The sequence below is a fragment of the Achromobacter sp. genome (genome assembly GCF_032113835.1).
GTDB lineage: Bacteria > Pseudomonadota > Gammaproteobacteria > Burkholderiales > Burkholderiaceae_B > Achromobacter.
This window is the reverse complement of the sequence record NZ_DAMCTG010000040.1, coordinates 1-20,858: the sequence shown is the minus strand read 5'-3', so window position 1 is coordinate 20,858 and position 20,858 is coordinate 1. Positions and strand designations below refer to the sequence as shown.

General features: G+C 64.7%; 18 protein-coding genes. 5 read left to right on the top strand and 13 right to left on the bottom strand.

All coding sequences use genetic code 11. From position 1 onward, the window contains the following. Nucleotides 1-200 precede the first annotated feature (200 nt). Nucleotides 201-1,037, top strand: coding sequence for a mechanosensitive ion channel domain-containing protein (locus tag RT697_RS15330; protein WP_313699940.1), 837 nt, complete (start codon nt 201-203; stop codon nt 1,035-1,037). 118 nt (nt 1,038-1,155) lie between these two features. Here RT697_RS15330 and RT697_RS15325 read toward each other — a convergent pair whose 3' ends face one another. Further along, complete coding sequence (locus RT697_RS15325) at nt 1,156-1,917, bottom strand: IclR family transcriptional regulator (protein ID WP_105239793.1); 762 nt, start codon at nt 1,915-1,917, stop codon at nt 1,156-1,158. A gap of 161 nt (nt 1,918-2,078) precedes the next feature. On the opposite strand from RT697_RS15325, the gene RT697_RS15320 reads away from it, so the two are divergent. Further along, nucleotides 2,079-3,068, top strand: coding sequence for a Bug family tripartite tricarboxylate transporter substrate binding protein (locus tag RT697_RS15320; RefSeq protein WP_409517442.1), 990 nt, complete (start codon nt 2,079-2,081; stop codon nt 3,066-3,068). Nucleotides 3,069-3,186: 118 nt separating this feature from the next. Here the strand turns inward: RT697_RS15320 and RT697_RS15315 are convergent, their stop codons facing one another. Then, entirely contained in the window at nt 3,187-3,963 is a 777-nt protein-coding gene (locus tag RT697_RS15315; RefSeq protein ID WP_312429777.1) for an RNA methyltransferase, read from the bottom strand. A 129-nt stretch (nt 3,964-4,092) separates the two neighbouring features. Here RT697_RS15315 and RT697_RS15310 point away from each other — a divergent pair, with 129 nt between their 5' ends. Beyond that, entirely contained in the window at nt 4,093-4,878 is a 786-nt protein-coding gene (locus tag RT697_RS15310) for an inositol monophosphatase family protein (RefSeq protein WP_056563559.1), read from the top strand. Between the two features lie 115 nt (nt 4,879-4,993). Here RT697_RS15310 and RT697_RS15305 read toward each other — a convergent pair whose 3' ends face one another. The 11 genes from RT697_RS15305 to RT697_RS15255 form a co-directional block, all read right to left on the bottom strand. Beyond that, nucleotides 4,994-5,884 carry a LysR family transcriptional regulator gene (locus tag RT697_RS15305; protein ID WP_313699937.1) on the bottom strand — a complete coding sequence of 297 codons (891 nt, stop codon included), beginning with the start codon at nt 5,882-5,884 and terminating at the stop codon, nt 4,994-4,996. Nucleotides 5,885-6,084: 200 nt separating this feature from the next. Next, nucleotides 6,085-6,420 (bottom strand): hypothetical protein, encoded by a 336-nt coding sequence (locus RT697_RS15300; RefSeq protein WP_313699935.1) that lies wholly within the window; start codon nt 6,418-6,420, stop codon nt 6,085-6,087. Between the two features lie 35 nt (nt 6,421-6,455). After that, the gene (locus RT697_RS15295) at nt 6,456-8,525 is read right to left on the bottom strand and encodes a pyridoxamine 5'-phosphate oxidase family protein (protein ID WP_313699933.1); all 2,070 of its coding nucleotides are present in this window, start codon (nt 8,523-8,525) and stop codon (nt 6,456-6,458) included. Nucleotides 8,526-8,583: 58 nt separating this feature from the next. Beyond that, nucleotides 8,584-9,201 (bottom strand): glutathione S-transferase, encoded by a 618-nt coding sequence (locus RT697_RS15290; RefSeq protein ID WP_313699932.1) that lies wholly within the window; start codon nt 9,199-9,201, stop codon nt 8,584-8,586. Nucleotides 9,202-9,375: 174 nt separating this feature from the next. Further along, the gene (locus RT697_RS15285) at nt 9,376-10,374 is read right to left on the bottom strand and encodes an FAD:protein FMN transferase (RefSeq protein ID WP_313699930.1); all 999 of its coding nucleotides are present in this window, start codon (nt 10,372-10,374) and stop codon (nt 9,376-9,378) included. A 65-nt stretch (nt 10,375-10,439) separates the two neighbouring features. After that, nucleotides 10,440-10,949 carry a nitrous oxide reductase accessory protein NosL gene (locus RT697_RS15280; RefSeq protein WP_313699928.1) on the bottom strand — a complete coding sequence of 170 codons (510 nt, stop codon included), beginning with the start codon at nt 10,947-10,949 and terminating at the stop codon, nt 10,440-10,442. Beyond that, on the bottom strand, nt 10,946-11,776 hold the full coding sequence (locus RT697_RS15275; protein WP_312429760.1) for an ABC transporter permease: 831 nt from the start codon (nt 11,774-11,776) through the stop codon (nt 10,946-10,948). Before RT697_RS15275 ends, RT697_RS15280 begins: the two co-directional genes overlap by 4 nt. Beyond that, the gene (locus tag RT697_RS15270; RefSeq protein WP_313699925.1) at nt 11,773-12,678 is read right to left on the bottom strand and encodes an ABC transporter ATP-binding protein; all 906 of its coding nucleotides are present in this window, start codon (nt 12,676-12,678) and stop codon (nt 11,773-11,775) included. Before RT697_RS15270 ends, RT697_RS15275 begins: the two co-directional genes overlap by 4 nt. Next, complete coding sequence (locus tag RT697_RS15265) at nt 12,675-14,072, bottom strand: nitrous oxide reductase family maturation protein NosD (protein WP_313699924.1); 1,398 nt, start codon at nt 14,070-14,072, stop codon at nt 12,675-12,677. The genes RT697_RS15270 and RT697_RS15265 overlap by 4 nt, the downstream gene beginning before the upstream one ends. A 6-nt stretch (nt 14,073-14,078) precedes the next feature. Continuing rightward, entirely contained in the window at nt 14,079-15,995 is a 1,917-nt protein-coding gene (nosZ, locus tag RT697_RS15260; RefSeq protein WP_313699923.1) for a TAT-dependent nitrous-oxide reductase, read from the bottom strand. Nucleotides 15,996-16,048: 53 nt separating this feature from the next. After that, a complete protein-coding gene (locus RT697_RS15255; protein ID WP_313699921.1) occupies nt 16,049-18,304 on the bottom strand; it encodes a 4Fe-4S binding protein in 2,256 nt (751 codons plus the stop codon). 268 nt (nt 18,305-18,572) lie between these two features. Between RT697_RS15255 and azu the strand changes: the two genes are divergently transcribed. Together azu and RT697_RS15245 are read left to right on the top strand one after the other, a co-directional pair. After that, nucleotides 18,573-19,022 carry an azurin gene (gene azu, locus RT697_RS15250; protein ID WP_056563534.1) on the top strand — a complete coding sequence of 150 codons (450 nt, stop codon included), beginning with the start codon at nt 18,573-18,575 and terminating at the stop codon, nt 19,020-19,022. A gap of 239 nt (nt 19,023-19,261) precedes the next feature. Beyond that, complete coding sequence (locus RT697_RS15245; protein WP_313699919.1) at nt 19,262-20,848, top strand: TerC family protein; 1,587 nt, start codon at nt 19,262-19,264, stop codon at nt 20,846-20,848. The last annotated feature ends 10 nt before the right edge of the window (nt 20,849-20,858 follow it).

The window sequence follows — 20,858 nt, the reverse complement described above, 5'->3', positions numbered from 1 at the left end:
TTGCAGCGGTGTGCAAAGGGTGTCAGACACCTACGCGCCTCGCAGGTGTCAGACACCCGAATCAGTCTCACACCGTTCCCCGCGCTGGCTCGCGCCGCTTCTCTTTACAAAGCCTGACACTCCCGTCGGGCGCTGCACCGCTTTGTGCAAGCCGCTTCTGATACATTCTTCCGTCGATTTTTTTCGCAGGAGATTCCTCCATGGATGAGGCCGTAAAAGAGTTCTATGTCTGGGCCCCGAGGCTGATGGATATGGGCATCAATCTGCTCGTCGCCTTGCTCATTCTCGGCATTGGCTGGTGGGTGTCGTCGCTGCTGGGCGGCTGGGTTCGCCGGGCTGCCACGCGGTCGCCCAAGATCGATCCCACGATCGTGCCCATGTTCTCCACGACGGTGATCTGGGCGGTGCGCATCTTCACGGTGATCGCGGTGCTGGCGCGGTTTGGCGTGCAGACGGCCAGCCTGATCGCGGTGCTGGGCGCCGCGGGTCTTGCCGTCGGTCTGGCCTTGCAGGGCACGCTGCAGAACATTGCGGCCGGCATCATGCTGCTGATCCTGCGTCCGATCCGCGCCGGCGAATACATCGCGCTCAGTTCGGGCGCGGATGGCACCGTCGAGGAAGTGGGCCTGTTTCTCACGCGCCTGGTGCAGGGCGACGGCATCCACATGACGCTGCCCAACAGCACGGTCTGGAACGCCACGATTACTAACTACAGCCGCAACAAGACGCGCCGCCTGGACATCCCGGTGCCGGTCCGTTATGGCGACGACCTGGATGCGGTGGTCGCCAAACTGCAACAGATCGTGGACGCGCGTCCCGATGCGTTGAAGGACCCGGCGCCGCAGGTGAAGGTGTTCGACTACAAGGAAAACGGCGTTACGGTGAACGTGCGCGTGTGGGCCGAGGCAGGCAAGTATTGGGACCTGCGCTGGAGCCTGTACCAGGAGATCCGCCGCTCGCTCGAAGAGGCCGGTTTCCAGGCCCCGATCCCGCTGCGCGAGATCCAGAACCCCAAGACGGGCGCAGCCGCTTCCTGATTGCGAGTTTGGCTGTATCAGTCATGAAAATGGGCGCCTTTCTGGAGGCGCCCATTTTTATTTGACGGCGAGATGGTGTGACGACGAGATGGCGTGAACCAGCTCGGCAACCCGCCAGTCAGGCCGGCATCGCAAGCCGCGCCAATTCCGTCTTGATCCAGCCCGCGATCTCGCGCTGACGCTGCGCCGGCATGCGGTCGATGATGGCCGTGACGCTGACCGCCAGCAGGGGCGCGCCTTGCGCGTCCAGCAGCGCGCAACCCACGCCGAGCGCGCCGCGCACCGCGTGGTTGCCCACCACCGAATAGCCGCGCGCACGCGTGTTTTCGATGAGGCGGAACATTTCCTGAGGCGTCATGCCGCCGTACTCGTCCAGCCTGCCGGAATTGCGTTCGACGATGCCGCGCGCGATGTCGTCGGGCAGGGCGGCCAGCAGCGCCATGCCGCCCGAGCCCACACCCAGCGGCTGGCGCTTGCCCGCATACGTGGCAAGGATCTGCACGGGATAGCTGCCGATCTCGCGATGCAGGCTGATCGAGTCGTCTTCCTCGCGCACCACCAGGAACACGGCGTCGCCGGTGCGATCGGCCAGGCGGCGCAGCACGGGCAGCAACTGGCGCACGCGCGGATCGCGGGAACGGGTGTCCGGGTCGACGGCAAGCTGGGCGCGGTACTTCTTGGTGCCCGCGACGGGCAGGACCAGACCCGCGTCGAGCAGCGCGGCCAGCAGACGGTAGATGGTGGGCCGCTGTATGCCGGTCAACCGGGCAATATCGGTCACGCTCAGGCCGTCCGGTCCCTGGTCACGCAGGGCGGCCAGAACGGCGAGGCCGCGTCGCAGAGTACGTGGGCCGGCGGCCGCGGCATCGCTGTCTTGCATGCAGATCTCTGAAAACTAAGGGTTATCAACGTACGGACAAGGGAAAACCATCGTCCGTAGGGTGGACTCTACCTTGATGGCCAGCGCATGTATAGCGCAGAATGCGTTCATCCAATAATTCAAATCGTCCATCTAATGGACAGTACCTGCACGGAGACACTATGACTACAGGTCACAAGCCTGGCATGCGGCGTTTGGCCGCCACCCTTCTGGCCACCGCCGCAAGCGCATTTGCAATGGGTTCCGCCCACGCCGCCTATCCCGACAAGCCCGTCCGCATCGTGGTCGGTTTCTCGGCCGGCGGCACCACCGACGTGATCGCCCGCATCATGGCCAAGGAACTGACCGAGTCGCTCGGCCAGTCCTTCGTGGTTGAAAACAAGCCGGGCGCCGGCAGCAACATCGCGACCGACCAGGTCCAGCGCGCCACGCCGGACGGCTACACGCTGCTGTTCGTCGCAGTGACCAGCGCGATCAACCAGACGCTGTACAAGAACGTTACGTTCGACCTGACGAAGGACTTTGCCCCGGTCGCCCTGGGCGCCAAGGTCCCGAACATCCTGGTGGTCAATCCCCAGGTGCCGGTCAAGTCGGTGCAGGAACTGGTCGACTACGCCAAGAAGAACCCGGGCAAGCTGGCTTTCGCCTCGTCCGGCAGCGGCACCTCCATCCACATGGCGGGTGAGCTCTTCAAGATGAAGGCGGGCATCGATGTCCTGCACGTGCCGTACAAGGGCAGCGCCCCGGCCATGACCGACCTGATCGGCGGCCAGGTGCAGTTCATGTTCGACAACATGCCGTCGGCCTGGCCGCACGCCCAATCGGGCAAGCTGAAGGCGCTGGCCGTGACCACCGCCGACCGCTCCAAGAGCGCGCCGGATCTGCCGACCATGAAGGAATCGGGCTTTACCGACTTCGACGTGTCGTCGTGGTTCGGCCTGCTGGCCCCGGCCGGCACGCCGCCGGAAGTCATCAACAAGCTCAACGCCGCCATGCAGCAGGCGCTGGACAAGCCCTCGGTGCAGACCAGCTTTGAAAAGCTGGGTGCCGTGGGCGTGAAGACCACGCCGGCCGAATTCGGCCAATTCATCAAGTCGGAAGTCGAAGGCTGGGCCCCCGTGGTCAAGGCCTCGGGCGCCACGGTGGACTGATCGGCGCCTCTGCCGGTTACACGCCGGCAGGTGGCACAGTAAAAAGGGACGGTCACATGACCGTCCCTTTTTTCATGCATGTCGCCTTTAGGGCGAGGCGGACCGAACCTCGGATCCGCTATTTCTTCTTGGCCGCGTTCAGCATCGCCGTGCAGACGCCGCGCATCATGTCCACTTCGTCGCGGGTGAGCGACAGGCGGGAATACAGATGGCGCATCCGCGGCATCAGTTTCTTGGGGTGGGCTGGGTCCAGGAACTGCACGCCGACCAGCGCTTCTTCCCAGTGCGCCAGAAACGCCTGGACCGCTTCGCTGGAAGCCGGCTCCGCGCCCCGCGAAGGTTCCTGCGCGGTGGAACGGGGCAAGAGCTCGGCGCCCTGATCCACCAGCAGCGCATAACGCAGCTCCCAGGCGGCCAACTGCAGCGCCTGGGCGACGTTCAGCGAGCTGTACTCGGGATTGGCCGGGATGTGGCAGATGCGGTGGCACAGCGCGATCTGCGCGTTCGTCAGGCCGGCGCGCTCGGTGCCAAGCACGACTGCCGTCACGCCCTCGGCGGTGTCCGCCAGATGGGCGCAGGCCAGATCGGCGGCCTGCCGGATGTCGCAGGGCGGGGGACCCAGGTCGCGAACCCGCGCCGTCAGCGCAAACGCCAGCGTGACGGGCGCCAGGGCGTCTTCCAGCGACGGGTAGATGCGGGCGTTCTCAAGCACGTCCAGCGCGCCGCTGGCCAGCGCCACGGCTTCCGGCTGACTTGTTACATCCGGGAATTTGGGGTCCACCAGGACCAGTTCCGAGAAGCCCATTGTCTTGATCGCCCGGGCCGCGGAACCGACGTTTCCGGGGTGGCTGGGGTTCACCATTACGAAGCGAACACGTGAAAATGCTTGAGTCATTTAAAATGGCACGTTTGGCTTCGTGCCTTCCTGGTTTTTTGAGTCGATTTCCCCGCGGGGGCGACGGCGTGCCGGGGGGCGGCAAGCGGCCTATCATCAAGCCAACTCATCGCATACGTACGGAATTTTATGCACCCGATGCTCAACATCGCCATCAAGGCGGCCCGGCGTGCCGGCACCATTATCAACCGTGCCAGCATGGATTTGGAACGACTCAGCGTGGCTCGCAAGGGGCCGCGCGATTATGTCACGGAAGTCGATCGGGCCGCCGAAGAGTCCATCGTCGAAACGCTGCGTGCAGCCTACCCGGACCACGCCGTCCTGGGCGAGGAGTTCGGTCTGCAGGGTCCCGACCAGGCTGAATTCCAGTGGATCATCGATCCGCTGGACGGCACCACGAACTTCATCCATGGCCTGCCCAACTACGCCGTGTCGATCGCGCTGACGCAGCGCGGCCAGGTCACGCAAGCGGTCATCTATGATCCCTCCCGCAACGAACTCTTCACCGCCAGCCGGGGCAGCGGCACGTTCCTGAACGACCGCCGCGTGCGCGTTTCGGGCCGCACGCGCTACCACGACGCGCTGCTGGGCGCGCACTGGCCCAACGCCGGCGATCCCGAACAGGGCTCGCAGCGCTTCCGTCAGATGGCCGAAGGCGCCACCGGCGTGCGCCGCCTGGGCTCGACCGTGCTGGACCTGGCCTACGTGGCCAGCGGCCGCCTGGACGGATTCTGCGGCGTGGGCCTGAAGCCCTGGGACGTGGCTGCCGGCAGCCTGATGGTGCTGGAAGCGGGCGGTCTGGTCGCTGACTTCGACGGCGAACAAGGCTGGATGGACAGCGGCAATGTCCTGGCCGCCAGCCCCAAGATCTTCACCCAGATGCTCTCCACGCTGAATCCGCCGTCCGCGGCCTGATCGGCGCGACGCGCAAACAGAAACCGGCCCTTGAGGCCGGTTTTTTTTATTGCTCCCGGGATGCCGCGCGCGCGAGCGGGCGGTGTGAAAGCGGGTTCCGGGTAATGGCGAGCAGTCAGCTGAAGAGCGGATTGTCCTTCAACCGGGAAACCGCCAGGTCCACGAAGGCCCGCACTTTCGCCGGCGCCTGTCGGCCCTCCGGATAAAGCACATGGATGGGCAGGGCAGGTTCTTCGAATTCGCTGAGCACGATTTGCAGCGTCCCATCCAGCAATGCGGGGCCGATCTGATAAAGAAGCACCCGGGTCAAGCCCCAGCCGGCCTTGGCAGTGGCGATGGCCGCCTCGTTGGTATTGCATTGCAAGGCGGCATCGATGACGACTTTCTGTCCGTCCGCGAAACGCCACTCTGGAGAGGCCCAGGCACTGTTGGACGCCACCATGCGGTGATTGCGCAGATCCGCAGGCGCGGTGGGCGCGCCATGCGAATCCAGGTATGCCGGCGATCCGCAGATGACCCGGCGCACAGAACCGACCTGGATCGCAGTGAAACCCGAATCCGGCAGGTGGCCGATACGGATCGCGACATCGATGCCCTCATCCACGATGTTCACGGGACGATCCACAAAGAACGTTCGCGCGCGCATGCCGGGAAAGGCATCAAGATATTCCGTCACGATGGGCAGCACATACATCTGGCCAAACATGGAGGACGCCGTGACGGTCAAAGTGCCGGACGGTTCGGCGTAAAGGCCTGCGGCGGCAGATTCGGCTTCGGCAATGTCGCCGAGGATTCGGCGGCAATCCGCCAGGTAACGGCCACCGGCCTCTGTCGTCTTCACCGACCGGGTCGTCCGCACGAAGAGACGCGCCCCAATCAACGCTTCCAGCGCCGCCACGGTTCGCGTCACCGCTGGCGCGCTCATGTGCATCTGGCGCGCGGTCTTGGCAAAACTCTCCGTTTCAGCAACCTTTACAAAAACGCGCATCGCCAGCCAACGATCCATTCCCTTGTCCTTGTTCCGGTATCAGCGGATCCTCATGAGTGTCTCCGGGTCGAGCCCGGGATACTGCCGGAGCATTTCACCATAGTAATCGGGACGTGGCGGCGCGCATTCGACAAGCCTGCGAAGCAACTTGCGCAATAGCGGCAATGCTCCGGTGTGCGCAGGCCCACGCGGGGGCTTTGACATCATTGAAGGATCCCTCATTTCAGTGTCCTCTTGGCAATGGGCGGGGCAAGCAGCTTTACCGCCATCCGCTCGATTTCGGCGCAGGCCTGGTTGTCGATGCCGGCACGTATCGCGTCGCGCCGACGGCTCACGCGAATTGCCTCGTCCTGGGCCAGTGCAAGGGCAATCGCCTTTGACGTGCAGAAATCAAAACTGAAGCCGCGCCGTGCCGCGTCGATCTCGGCTCGCGTCAGACCAAGCCTGCGGCCTTGAGCATCCTGCCGTGCACGGCGCTCAGGGTTGCTGCTGCCGGCAGTGAGTGCAACGACGATGCAGAATCGTCCTTTCTCGTCCAGTCCGTGTGCCGCCATGACGAGCAAGCTCCTGAGTTCGGTTTGATGAAGTGTCAGAGCGCCAACTGGATTCGATTCTCTTCTTCGCCCTGCGGCATGGCCGGCACTGCGCAGCAAATGAGAACCTCATCCTCACCAACGTCGGCGGTCGGTTCCTTGATGTAAGTCACCGCGCCTTTGATCAGCTTGGTGCGGCACGTGCCGCAATGGCCTTCACGGCAACTGAATTCGGGATTCAGTCCACGCGTCTCTGCAAGATCAAGCAGCGTGCCGGACGCCGGGGTCCAGCGTGCCTCCTTCAGCGAATTCATGAACGCGATGGGCACGGACGCCGTTGCCGGCGGCAAGCGGGCCGGCTTATCCGCATGGGGCGTACTCGTGCGCTTCAACGAGGCTGGTCCGAACGCTTCGGCCAAGATTCTTTCGTCGGCGATACCGTAGCCGCGCAGCCCGTCGTAGAGGGACTGCGTGAACGACGGGGGGCCGCAGAGGTAGAACTCGTAGTCGCCAAAGGCAAGAAACCGGCTGAGCAGCGGCATGTCGATACGGCCCGACGCCTCGTAATCAATGCCCTTCTGGGCATCGGCGATATCGCTGAGCACCCGAACGACCTTGACTGCACCTTTTGCGGAGGCAACCAGCTGGGCAATTTCGTCATCAAACGCGCGTTCTCGCTTGGCGCGCGCGGCATAAAACAGCGTGGTGGGGCGGATGCGTTGCTTGCGCAAGCCCTCGTAGACGATATGGCGCAGCATCGCCAGCATGGGCGTGATTCCGACACCCCCTGCCATCAGGACCGCAGGGCGATTCGTCTGCGCGTCCAGCGTGAAACTGCCCGCCGGCGCGCGGACTTCGATGGTGTCGCCCTCATGAACGTGGTCATGCAGGTATTGGGAGACCTGGCCATCCCGCTTGACGCTGATGCGGTAATGGCCATCCGACGGCGCGACCGACAGCGTGTAGGTGCGAATGACCGGCTTATCCAATCCTGGGAGCTTGACCCGAATGGGCAGATGCTGGCCCGCCAGATGCGGCAACAGTCCCGCGCCGTCGTCCGGCGCCAGATGAAACGAGCGGATCGACTCGCTTTCCTGCACGACGCTGCGCACTTTCAAGGGCCGCCAACGGGTTGCAGATTCCGCCGCGCGCAACCGCGCATCGGCTTGCGGCCAGTCGCCCGTCATCAACGAACTCTCGGACCAGCCGCCCTCCTGAAACTTCCAGCGCAGCGCCAGGGCGCCGCGTCTGCGCACGATCTTGTGCGCGCGGAACGTCCACAGACGCTCCGCACCCTGAAACGCCGCGATGTCGGGAGAGTCCAGGATGACCTCGGCCTCGCCCGTCATCTGCAGCATGTCGCCCGTCTCGAAGTCGACGAACAGGAGTCCTGCCTTGCCATTGAGCAGGATGTTGCCGAGCGTGGCGAAGAAGAGGTTGCCGTTGAAGTCCGGAATGGTCAGCGTGCCGTCCTGATGCACCCGGACGAAGCCGGCCTTGCCCCCGCGATGGGAGACATCGACCTGACGGCGATCTTCTCGATCGGCGTAGGACGCGACGAAAAAGGCGTCGGATTTTTCGATCAGCGCCCGCGCCTGCGCGTCGATTGCCGCCAGTTGCTCGACCTGCACCGACGTGGGCGCGCCGGGATCGCGGACGAAGGTGAAATCGCGAAGCTGGATGTACCGCGGGCAGTTTCCAAAGCTCTGATCGACGTCGACCCGAAAGCCGTTGTCCACCCCGCTTGCGAGCACACCGTTCATGCGGTTGCGGCGGCGCGTGTGCATCTCGATGCCCAACAGGCCGACCGGGGCGCCTTCGATCATGCCGCGGCCTGCCGGGTCCGTGGCATCGGGACGGGCGGCGATATCGAGCGACGTTGGTGTCGGCGACGACATGAAGCCGGGCCTGCCTTCAAGAAACGTCGCCCAGGCATACCCCTCGGTGTCCACGCTGCCCAACACGATGAACGGCAGTTGCGCGTAGAAGTCCCGGTGCTGGTCGGGCATGTAGTCCCGCACGACACGCTGGCCGACCACTTCCATTCGTTCGGCGACGCCGACCTTCTCCTGGATGAATTTCTCGCCCTCGTGCCAGGTGGGCAACTTGGTGGATGTGTCGGCCATTTTCGTGTCTCGCTTTGGGGATGGGCAGCGGTGCAAACGGTCCGCGGTCAAGTTGCCGTCACGCGTGGGCGGTCAGTCCGGCCGGCGTCTGGACGAAGGGGACAAAGCCCGGCAAGGCCTCGACACGGCCAAGAAAGCCCTTGACCGCGGGGTACGCCGAGAGATCGACGTTCCCCTCGGGCGCGCGGGCGACGTAGCTGTAGATGGCGACGTCAGCGATGGTCGGATGATCGGCGGCCAGCCAGTCGCGGCCGGCTAGGTGCGCCTCCAGCTTGTTGAGCACGGCATGCGCGCGCCCGATGACCTCTTCGGCGTTAAAGCCGGCGCCGAACACGGTGATCAGCCGGGCCGCCGCCGGCCCGTAGGCGATTTCGCCGGCCGCGACCGACAGCCAGCGCTGAACGGCCGCTGCGCCACGCGCGTCTTCGGGCAACCAGGCGCGTTGACCGGATTTCTTGGCGAGGTAGACCAGGATGGCATTCGAATCCGCAATGGCAATGCCGTCGTCTTCCAGAACCGGGACTTGGCCGAAGGGATTGAGGGCGAGAAATTCGGGCTTCTTGTGGGCTCCCGATTTCAGGTCGACTTCGACCAGCTCGGCATTCAAGCCAAGCAGCGATGCGAAGAGGACTGCTCGGTGAGAATGGCCCGACAGCGGGTGGTGGTGGATTTTCATGGTCCGGCTCCTGAGGTTGGTTTTCGGAGCGGGACAATTCCCGAACCGTGCCGCCAGTGTGGAACCGAACGATTTTTAGAGGAATAGCCTACGTGCGCACTTCTTTATTACGCTAGGCGGAATAATTAATGCGGATCTGCCCCTTCAGGCCATGACGCAGCAGCCGCTGTGGGATCAGGTCTCGGTGGACTGCATGATCAGCCGGCCATCAGGCAGCACCATCCACGCGCGAACCCCCAGGCGGTGCACGAGGGCAGCGGTGCGTTCCAGCGGCATGTTGGAAAACGCCGTGGACAGCGCATCGGCCGCCGTCGCCGTGGATGCCATGACTGACACGCTGCGGTAGAGCGGCCGCGCCCGCCCGGTATGCGGATCGAACAGGTGCGAATACTGACCCGCGGCATCCAGCGGCGTGCCGTAGCCGCCGGAGGTGGCAAGCGCCTGGTTGCTGATCGGCACCTGCGTCAGGATCTGGTCCGGCGACAGGGGATCGGCCAGCCCGACGCGCCAGCCCTCTGCGTTGGCGGACGAATCCAGTCCGCGTATCTCGCCCATATCGACCAGCGCGCGTTCCAGGCCGGCGTTGCGAAACAGGTCCGTCACGCGGTCGGTGATGTAGCCCTGCGCGATGCCGTTGAGCGTCAGCGCCATGCCGGGCTGCAGGCGAATGCGCTGGGGGTCGATTTCGATGCGCTTGTACGACACGGACTGCAACGCCTGGGCGATATCGTTCTGCGCCGGGCCGCCGGGGGACGCGTCGGTTTGCGCGAAGTGGTCAGCGTACACGCGCCACAGCGGCTGCACGGACGGGTCAAAGAGGCCGCCGGTCAATTCAGCGTAGTGCCGGCTCTCGCTGAGCAACCGGACCAGATCCGAGGGCGGATCGGTCAGATATCCCTGTCGGTTCAGGATCGACAGCGCACTGTCGTCCCGATACAGGCTGAACACGCCCTCGAGCCGCCGCAGTTCCTGCAATGCGCGTTCGATGAGCTGTTCGGCGGCCTGTCGGTCGGGATGGTACAGCCGCAGTTCCGCGTCTGCGCCCAGCGCCACGCCTTGCCAGCGCGTCGGCGCGATGGCCGCCTGCGCGCGGCGCAGAAAGCCGGGAGTGAGGGCCAGCGCGGAAGACGCGGCAACGATGCCGAGGAAGCGGCGGCGGGCGGGAGAGTTCATGGCGATATCAACTGATTAAGGCGCGATAGGCTTGAGTGCAGGAGGCAAGTCCGACGGCATAGGCGCTATTGAGCAAACACGTAGTCCTCGGGCACGTCGGCAAAGCGCACGACGCGGCCGCCGTGGGTCTGAGCGAAAGCCTGCGCGCGGGCCTGATCTGAAAATGGCATGGCGTCTTCGGCGCCCATGCCGCCAATGAAGCTGGAATTGATGACGTAGAAGGCCTGGCGCGCGTCGACCCACGCTTTCAGATCCGCCGCGCCATCGGGACCGGCGGCCGCCATGTCGTTGACGTAGATGGCGGCCAGGCCCTTGGGTTCCTCGGGCAGCAGCGTGTAGGCGAAGACCTGCTTGATGGACGAGAACCACACCGGCGCGGCGCGGCCCTTCACGAAAATCTGGCCCTTCGGTCCCGCATGGTCCAGCAGCATCATGCCGCAGTAATGGCCGACGGCCTCGGCGGAGACGGCCTGGGGCGTGGGGGGCGGTGCTGCGGGTTCATCGCCGCCGCAGGCCGAGAGCGCCAGCAGGATGGCCGAGAAGGCCGTCATTGCGGCCAAACGTTTCAGCGTCATAGCTGTTTCCTCCGGAAGCAGAGCGCGGCCAGCAGCAACGGCACGGCGATCCACAGCAATTGCGCGGCCACCAGCAGCGGCACGGGCATGTGGGCCTGATCGCTGACGCCGGCCATGCCGGCATACATGGAAATGTTCTCGAACCCCGTCAGGTTCAGCAGCCGGTACACGTCGGACGGATTGGCCAGCAGCAGCGCATTGAGCATGCCCGGCGTGACGTGGCGCCCCTGGTCCGCGGCCAGCACGCCCAAGAGGCCCATGTCGTAGATGACGACAAAGAACAGCCAGACGCCCAGCGCGATGCCAGCCGCCGTGGCGCGCTCTCGCACCAGCGTGCTGACGAGGTAGCCCATTGCCAGAAAGCTGGCGCCCAGCAGCACGCTGGCGCCGATCAGCATGGCGAAGGGCCGCCAGGCGCCGGCGTCCATGCCGCCATAGACCCACTGCAGCGCCAGCCCCGCCGAGCCGTAACCGGCGCCGGTCGCGATGGCCAGGATGGCCAGGTGCCCGATGAACTTGCCCATGATGACCTGCCAGCGCGACACCGGATAGCTGAGCAGCAGGGCCATGGTGCCGCGGTCGACCTCGCCGACGATGGCGTCGTAGGCCAGCAACATTGCGATGAGCGGCACCAGGAAGATGGACAGGCTGGACAGGCTGACCACGGTGACGGTCAGCGGGTCGACCTTGACCGCGCCGGTGGGGGCGCTGCCCAAGAGGCCCAGCGCCAGCGCCAGCGCGGCCAGCAGGAGCGATGTGGCAAGGACCCAGCGATTGCGCAGGCCGTCGCGGATTTCCTTGCCGATGATTGTGCTTACGGCGTTCATGCGTCTTCCCGTTCAAGCAGATGGGCGTAGATGTCGTCCAGGCCTGGGACCTGGATGTCCAGGTCGCTGATTGGCGCGCGGATCGCGCCGATGCTGCGGATGGCTTCGACCTTGTCCGATTCGTGGCATAGCCGTTCATAGCGGCCGGCGTCGACCTGGCGCCAGGCCGAGGAGGGTGGGGCGGATGCGTCGTCTGGCCCGAGCGTGACGCTGATGCGGATCGGCAGGCCGGTGTCGCGGCGCAGCGCCGACATTCCGCCGTCGGCGATCTTCACGCCCGCCTTCATGACGACGATGCGGTCGGCATGGCCGGCCAGTTCCGACAAGGCGTGCGTGCTGAGCAGGATGGTGGCGCCGCTGGCGCGAAGCTCATGCACGATCTCGTAGAACTTGAGGCGCGACGCCGGATCCAGACCGGTTGTGGGCTCGTCGAACAGCAGGATGCGCGGCGCGCCCAGCAGCGCCTGCGCCAGCGCCAGCCGTTGGCGCATGCCTTTTGAATAGCCGCCCACACGGCGGTTTGCCGCGCCGGAGATCCCCACTTTTTCAAGCAGTTCAGCATTGCGCGACAGCGGTTGGCGCTTGAGGCGCGCGTAGAAGGCGAGCGTTTCGGCGCCGGTCATCGCGGGATGCAGCGCCACCGTTTCAGGCAGGTAGCCGATGCGGTCGCGCAGGCGTGCTGCGGCGGGGCTGTGCGCGTCCTGGCCAAACAGCGTGACGCGGCCGTGTGTTGGGCGGATAAGGCCCAGGATCAGCTTGATGAGAGTGCTTTTTCCAGCGCCGTTATGCCCGGCCAGCGCGACGCATTCGCCTTCGCGCAGGTCCAGGTCCAGGACGCTGATGGCCCGGTGGGCGCCATAGTGTTTGCTGACGCCCGCAAGCGTCACCAGTGGATTGCTCATTGATCGTCCTCGGCGCGCTGCGCGCCGGTTTTTTCGTCGTGGGGTGCGCTGGCTTTGGCGTCGCCTTTTTTGTCAGGCGATGCGGCGGGTTTCCCGTCGGCCATTGCTCCGCGGTAATCAACCCGTTCCCGGACCGGTTTCATCAGCGGCTTGCTGTCGATCACGCCGCCGGGCAGGATCGCGGGGAACTGCGATTGCGCCCAGCGCACCACCGAGATGGCGGGGCTATTGAGCAGAATCCGCGCGGCGGGCGCGCGCCACAGCAGCTGGTCCACCACGTCGTTCGGTCGGTAGGCCGTGTCGGCGATGCCGTCGCCGTCCAGGTCGAAGGCGGTGTTGTCGCTCCAGTAGTTGCCGCGGCCGTTGTCCGACCATTCCATCACCCGCGTGCCCACGTACTTGACCTGGTTGCGGTTGTTGATGAAGGCGTTGCCCGAGATCCGGTTGCCCTCGGAGCCCGCCGTGAAGTGGATGCCGATGTCGCAGTTGGAGAAATGGTTGTCCGCAAAGCGGTTCTTGTTGGCGTTGTAGATGAACACGCATTTGCCCGCGCCATCGACCGTGTTGCCGGAGATGTCGGAGTTGTTGGCGTAGTTCATCATCAGCCCCTGTTCCACGTTGTTCACCGCCACGTTGCCGGTGACGATCAGGCGGTGCGAATACATGATGGCGTAGCCGATGTCGTTGCCGGTGGATACGTTGCCGCTGATCTCGCTGTCGTTCGTGTACATGTAGTGCACGCCGTAGCGCAGGTCATGGAAGCGGTTGCCGGTGAATCGATTCTGCTTGCTGGTGTTGACGAAGACGCCGTCGCGGCCGGCGGAGATGTCGTTGTCCACCACCGCGCTGCCCGGCGTGTTCCATAGCGACACCCCGTTGCCGCGCTCGGCCACGCGCAGCTCCTTGTTGCCGACGATGCGGTTGCCGCGCACCAGCGCGTCCTGCGGACCCCATACATAAACGCCGAACAGGTTGTCCAGGATGTCGTTGTGTTCGACCACGGCGCGGTGCGCGGTGCGGTCCAGGAAAATGCCTGCGTCCATGGCGGGCAGGTCCAGCCCCGAGCGCGTGATGGTCAGGTTGCGCAGCGACACATCCGCGGACTTGACCCACAGCGTGCGTCCTTCGCGGGTGCCGGCGATGATGGCGGAACGGTCTTGCGGTCCTTCGATGACGAGCGGTTTGTCGATGACGATGGCGCCTGTGTAGGACCCCGGCGCCAGCCGCAGCGTGTCGCCGGGCTGCGCCGCGGCCACGGCTTGCGCCAGGTCGGCGCCCGCCTCGACCTCCAGCGTGGCGGCCGCGGCCGCCCCGTGCAGGGCCGGGCCGAAGCCGGCCAGCACGAAGCCGGCCGCGGCCCACGCCGCGTTTCGCAAGGTTGCGATGGCAGCCATGGATCGTTACGCAGACTTCTTGGGATGAACGATCATCTGACCGGACATTTCCATGTGCAGCGCGTGGCAGAACCACTGGCAGTAGTACCAGTAGATGCCGGGGCGATCCGCCTTGAACGTGATGGACGACGTGGCCTGGGGTCCGATCTCCATGGCGATGCCGTGGCCTTCCAGCGTGAAGCCGTGCGTCAGGTCTTCGATCACTTCCATGTTGGTCACGAACACGGTGACCTCGTCGCCCTGGTTCACCTCGAACTGCTTCAAGCTGAACATCGGCGCGACCGCCATCATGTACACGCGCACCTTGTTGCCGTCGCGCACGACCTTGGCCGCGTCTTCCAGCGACACGCCGTCCTTCTTGGCGATCTGGCGGGCGTCTTCCCACATGGGGTCGTCGCGCTTCCAGACGCTGATCGGGTTGATCTTGGAGCGGTGCACCAGGCACATGTCGTGCGGCTCGGCGAAGCTGGGGCCGTCATGCACGAGCTTCATTTCATCGCCGGAGATGTCGATGAGCTGATCGTTCTCGGGCTTGAGCGGACCGACGTTCAGGAAGCGGTCTTTCGAGAACTTGTTCAGCGACACCAGCCACTTGCCGTCGGCTTCCTTGGTTTCGCCCATGGTCGAGTGGTTGTGGCCCGGCTGGTAGTGCACGTCCAGCTTCTGCAGGATGGGGTCGACCTTTTCGCCCTTGTAGGCGCGCTTGGCCTTGTCGATGTTCCACTTGACCATCTGGCTGTCGATGAACAGCGTGGTGTAGGCGTTGCCGCGGCCGTCGAACGCGGTGTGCAGCGGGCCCAGACCCAGCTGCGGTTCGGCCACGACGCAGTCGCGGGGCTTGATCTTGTCGGCGAACAGGTCGTCCAGCTTGCGCACGTCGATCACGGTGACCGTGGGCGAGAGCTTGCCGTTCAGCATGAGGTGGATGCCGTCGGGCGCGGCATTGCAGCCGTGCGGCGAATTGGGCACCGGAATGTAGCGCGTGTACTTGGAGCCCTGGCGGCCGTCGACGACCGGCACGCCGCCCATCGTCTTGAAGTCGCCGTCCTTGACCGCCTTTTCGATGCGCTTGAGGTCGAAGACCACGACCCAGTCCTGCTCGTTGGCCGACATTTCCTCGACGGTGACGCCTTTCTCGGAGTTGTAGCAGGTGGCGAACGAATACTTGCCCTGGTAGTCGGCGTCGCCGTTGTCCAGGTTGCCGTCGACCAGCACCTGCCACGCCACCTTCATGGTGTCGCCATCAATGGCCGAATACACCGAGAAGAAGTTCTTCTTGGGATCGTCCAGCACCTTGCCGTCGTTGGGCAGCGGGATGATGTGCTCGCCATTGGCAAACACGTAGCCGGTGCGCGGGTAGCGTTGCGGACGCAGACCGTGCACGCCCGACACGTTGGGCAGTTCCACGATCTTGTCGGTCTTCATCACGTCCAGGCGGATGCGGGCCACGCGGTTGTTGGCCTTGTCGTTGATGAAGAGATAGCGGCCGTCGTAGGTCTGGTCGGTGAACGACAGGTGGGGATGGTGGGCGTCGCCGTTGGGGAACACACCGCCCTTGTCCTTCAGGTACTCGCGGGTTTCAGGCGTGAGGCCGTCGGTCAGCACCTTGCGGCTTTCGTTGGTGCGGCCCCAGCCGGTGGCGCTGCAGTGATTGAACACGGGAATACGCACGAGTTCGCGCATGGACGGCAGGCCCAGCACGCGGACTTCGCCGGACTGGCCGCTGGAGTTGAACGCATAGTATTCGTCGAGCTCGCCCGGCGCGACATGACCGAGCACGGCGCCGTTGCCTGATTTGCCCTCTTTACCGTGCGCGGTGGACATCTGCGCCCCGGCAACGAGGCCGGCCGCGCCGGTGATGGCTGCGGTGCCCAGGAAGCTTCGGCGGGTGAGGCCGGCTTTTTCGGGGGTCTTGTCGGACATGGATAACTCCTAGGTAGGGACGGCGCAGTGCGCCGCGGTACGAAAACCGTGTTTCACGATTCCCGGTTGGGGCGATTTGCCGAGTTGGGGGTCGGCATGCGGTGCAGAACGACTTCCTGCACCGTCGGCTCAGGGGGCGGAGCCGGGCGCCGCTCACGCTTTGCCTGCTTCTGGATCAGGTGAGGGCACTTCTGTTTGTGGTGGTAAAGCATTTGGCAGTGCAGGCACTGGATGCACTCGTTCGGGTTGATTTCGCCGGAGGGGTCGATCGCCTGAACGGGGCATTCGATGTTGCAGCGCTGACAGGGATTGCCGCAGTCGCGGTAACGCTTGAGCCAATTGAAGATGCGCAGCCGGGCGGGGATGGCCAGCGCGGCGCCCAGCGGGCACAGGTAGCGGCAGAAGAAGCGCTCGATGAAGAGGCCCGCGGCCAGCAGCGCCACGGCGAACAGCACGAAGGGCCAGTGGCGCACGAAGTGCAGGATGATCGCGGTCTTGAAGGGTTCGACCTCGGCCAGTTGCTCGGCGACCGCCAGGTCATACAGCGAGAAGCCGAAGAGCAGCAGGAAGATCACGTACTTGAACGTGGACAGCCGCTGCGCCACGCCATGGCGGATCTTGAGCTGGCGCACGCCGAGCCGCCGGGCGATGCGGTTGGTCAGTTCCTGCAGCGCGCCGAACGGGCACAGCCATCCGCAGAACGCGCCGCGGTTCCAGAACACCATGGAGATCGCGGTGGCGCACCACAGAATGAACACCAGCGGGTCCATCAGGAAGTATTCCCAGCGGAAGTCGGTGCGCAGTGCCGAGAAGAACGTCAGCACGTTCACGATGGACAATTGCGCCTGCCCGTACCAGCCGATCCAGAACAGCGCGAAGGCCAGAAAGGCCAGACGCAGGCGGTCGTGGAGCAGCGGGCGCGAGGTGAGCTGATCCTGGAAGAAGAAGATGCCGACGAGCACCGTCAGCGCGACGGTCAGGATGGCGATCTGGCCGGCCTTGCCCTGCCAGATCTGCTTCCATAGTGCGGGCGGGGCGGATTCGACGTCGGGCGAGGGCGCGGGTGCGGCGGTGGCTTGGCTTGCTGCGGGTGCGGGTGCAGGCGCGACGGCGCGGGTGTAGGCCGTGGGCAGGTCATAGGGCAGATCGAACGTGACGAACGCCTTGTCCGACACGCTGAGCACGCGCTGCACCATCAGTTGCAGGCGCCACGGTTTGACCGGGTCGAGCGAGGAGTCCTCGGGCACGACAAAGAGGGCGACTTCGCGCAGCGCCGGCGCGCCCTTGGCGTTGACGTCGGCCAGCCGCTGGTGGTTGCGGTCGCGGAACCGGAAGGCGCTTTCGTCCTGGATGACCTCGATGCGGTCGAAGATGCCGCCGCGCACGTAGCCCGAACCCTTGAACGAATAGAGGCCGTTGCCCGCGACCAGCACGGCCTGCTGGCCGGGCTTGAGGCGTTCTTTCAGGCGCTGCCAGCCGATGTCGCCCAGCAGGCTGCGGCCGATGGACGGGGCGCTGACCAGCGCGGCGTACAGGTCGATGAAGGTATCGTCGGGGCCGCCTTCGCCATGCTCGGCGGCGTCCTTGCGGCCGGACCGCAGAAACGCCTGATTGACGTCGCCGGGCGTCAGGCGCAGGTTCTTCACGGCGCCGGCGTCGAGCAGTTCCTGCCAGGTCTGCACCGTGTCTTTGCTTTCGTCGAGGACCCGCGTGGCCGGCGGCTGCGCCGCCTGGCGCGGCGCGCCCGACTTGTCGATGCCGTGGGCGCGCGCCACCACAATGGCGGATCGCGTGATCGTGTCGCCGATCACCATCAGCGTGACCGTTGCGCCGCTGACGATGTCCACGGGCGGCGGCGCGCCATGGCGGGGCGGGGATTCGACGAAGTTCAGGCCGACGTAGCCCTGGATGAAGCGATCGACCTTGGCTTGCGGGATGCCGATCAGCACGATGGGCTCGTGGTGCTCGACCAGCTTTGCGCCCATGATGCGGCCGCTGTCGGAAAGTCCCACCAGCACGTCGATGGGTTTGCTGGAGTAGCCGCGGGTGTTGACCACGTCGGTGGTCAGGTAGACGAGTCCCAGCTGCTTGTTGCCCGCAAACACACGGGCGATCGCGGGCTTGCCTTCGACGGGACCGGTGCGGTCGGCGCCGGGGAATACGTCCGTGATGGGCGTGCTGGCCAGGAATTCAGGCAGGCGCTGCGCCTGTGCGGGTTGCGCCAGAAACAGACAGGAAAGCCATAAGGCAATGAACGCGGCTTGAACGTATTTGGTGAACCAGTGGGGTACTTCGGTACTGCCGCGCATGCTGAACTCTGTTCGTCGTGTTTGCTTACGGGCATCCTACGAACATGCACCCAGGACCGGATTGCGGTTTGTCAATCTGCCAGAGTCGAAGGCCTAATAGCCCTACGAAATGTAGGGGAAGTTCCGTAGATTTTGGGGGTATCCGCGGGTGGTTTTGATGGATGTCAATCGGACGATGAGAAGGCAGTCCTACACTGATCCGCGGCGGCAACGGCGTCTGCATCTGGCTGGCGTACGTGCATCGACCGCTGTGTCATCGGAGAATTTCATGCTGGCAAAAGCCACCCTCGCCATCCTTCTTTCCGCCTCCAGCCTGCCCGTGCTGGCCGCGCAATGTGAAGCCACCGTCGAAAGCAACGACGCCATGCAGTTCAACGTCAAGGAAATCGTGGTCGACAAGAGCTGCAAGGAATTCACGGTCAACCTCAAGCACGTCGGCAAGATGGCCAAGGTCGCAATGGGCCACAACTGGGTCCTCACCAAGGAAGCCGACAAGCAGGGCGTCGCCACCGACGGCATGGGCGCCGGCCTCGCGCAGGACTACGTCAAGGCAGGCGACACCCGCGTCATCGCCCACACCAAGGTCATCGGCGGCGGCGAATCCGATTCCGTCAAGATCGATGTCTCCAAGCTCGCCGCTGGCGAAAACTACGCATTCTTCTGCTCCTTCCCCGGCCACTGGGCCATGATGAAGGGCACGCTCAAAGTCGGCGGCTGATTCCCCGACAGGTCTGTTGAGCCAAGCAAGAGCCGGCCGGGGGGCCGGCTTTTTCATGCCCGTCGCGTGCGCCGCGCGGTGCGCGCCAGCCCGGCGTGAACGTCGCGTTCAGGCGCTTGCAAGCCTTAGTCCATAAGGCCCAAAGCCTCTGTCCATCAGGCTTACGGAGGGGATGCGTCACCGGCATGTCATGGATTTTCCATGTACGATTACCGGTCGTGTAACTTCTGGAGCTCCTGATGGAGTGGCTGCTGGACCCCGCTGCGTGGGTCGGCTTGCTTACCCTGGTCGTCCTTGAGATCGTCCTGGGCATTGATAACCTGATTTTCATCGCCATCCTGGCGGACAAGCTGCCGCCCGCGCAGCGCGATCGCGCGCGCATCATGGGCCTGAGCCTCGCGCTCATCATGCGCCTGGGCCTGTTGTCCGTCATGTCATGGCTGGTCACGCTGACTACCCCCCTGTTCAATATCGGTCCGCTATCGCCCTCGGGGCGCGACCTTATCCTGATGGTGGGCGGCCTGTTCCTGCTGTTCAAAGGCACCATGGAACTGCACGAGCGCCTGGAAGGCAGCGTGCATTCCGGCACGTCCGGTCCGCGCGTCTATGCCAGCTTCTGGGTGATCGTCACGCAGATCGTGGTGCTGGATGCCGTGTTCTCGCTGGACTCGGTCATTACCGCCGTCGGCATGGTGGATCACCTGGCCATCATGATGATCGCGGTCATCATTGCCATCGGCATCATGCTGATCGCCTCCAAGCCGCTGACGCGCTTCGTGAACGCCCACCCGACGGTGGTGGTGCTGTGTCTGGGCTTCCTGCTGATGATCGGCTTTTCGCTGCTGGCCGAAGCCTTCGGCTTCAAGGTGCCCAAGGGCTATCTGTACGCCGCCATCGGCTTCTCGGTCGCCATCGAAGCGCTCAACCAGGTGGCGCGCCGCAACCTGCTCAAGCTTGACGCCCGCTTCCCCATGCGCGAACGCACCGCCTCGGCCGTGCTGCGCATGTTGGGCAAGCGCCCGCCGGCCAGCGACGAGCCCGACCTGCCTCATGCTGACGGCCCGACCGTCCAGGCATTCGGGGTGGAAGAGCGCAACATGGTCAGCGGGGTGCTGACGCTTGCCGAACGTTCCATCCGGTCCATCATGACGCCGCGCACGGACGTTTCCTGGATCAATATCGATGACGATCCCGACAATATCCGCCGGCAACTCACCGAGGCGCCGCACAGCTTCTTTCCGGTGTGCCGCGGCTCGCTGGACGAAGTGCTGGGCATCGGCCGTGCCAAGGACCTGATCGCGGATCTGATCACCGAGGGCCGGGTGCGCCGCAACCGCCTGCGCGATCCGATCATCGTGCACGAGTCGATCGGCATCCTGCGCCTCATGGACACGCTCAAGCGATCGCGCGGCCAGCTCGTGCTGGTGGCTGACGAGTTCGGCGCCATCGAGGGTCTGGTGACGCCCATCGACGTCTTCGAGGCCATCGCCGGCGAATTCCCCGACGAGGACGAGCTGCCCGACATCGTGGCGGACGGCGACAACACCTGGAAGATCGACGGGGCGGCCGACCTGCACCACGTCGAACAGGTGCTTGAAACCGAAGGCCTGGTCGACGAGGCCCAAGACTTTTCCACGCTCGCGGGCTATCTGCTCTCACGCTTCGGACACCTGCCCAAGCCGGGCGACGTGTGCGAATACCAGATCCATCACCAGCATTTCCGCTTCGAAGTCCTGGCAATGGATGGCCGCCGCATTGCGCTGGTGCGCGTCGAAAAGCGCCCCGAAGAGCATTTTCCCGACGAATCAACCCTAGCCAACGACTAACAGAGAGAGA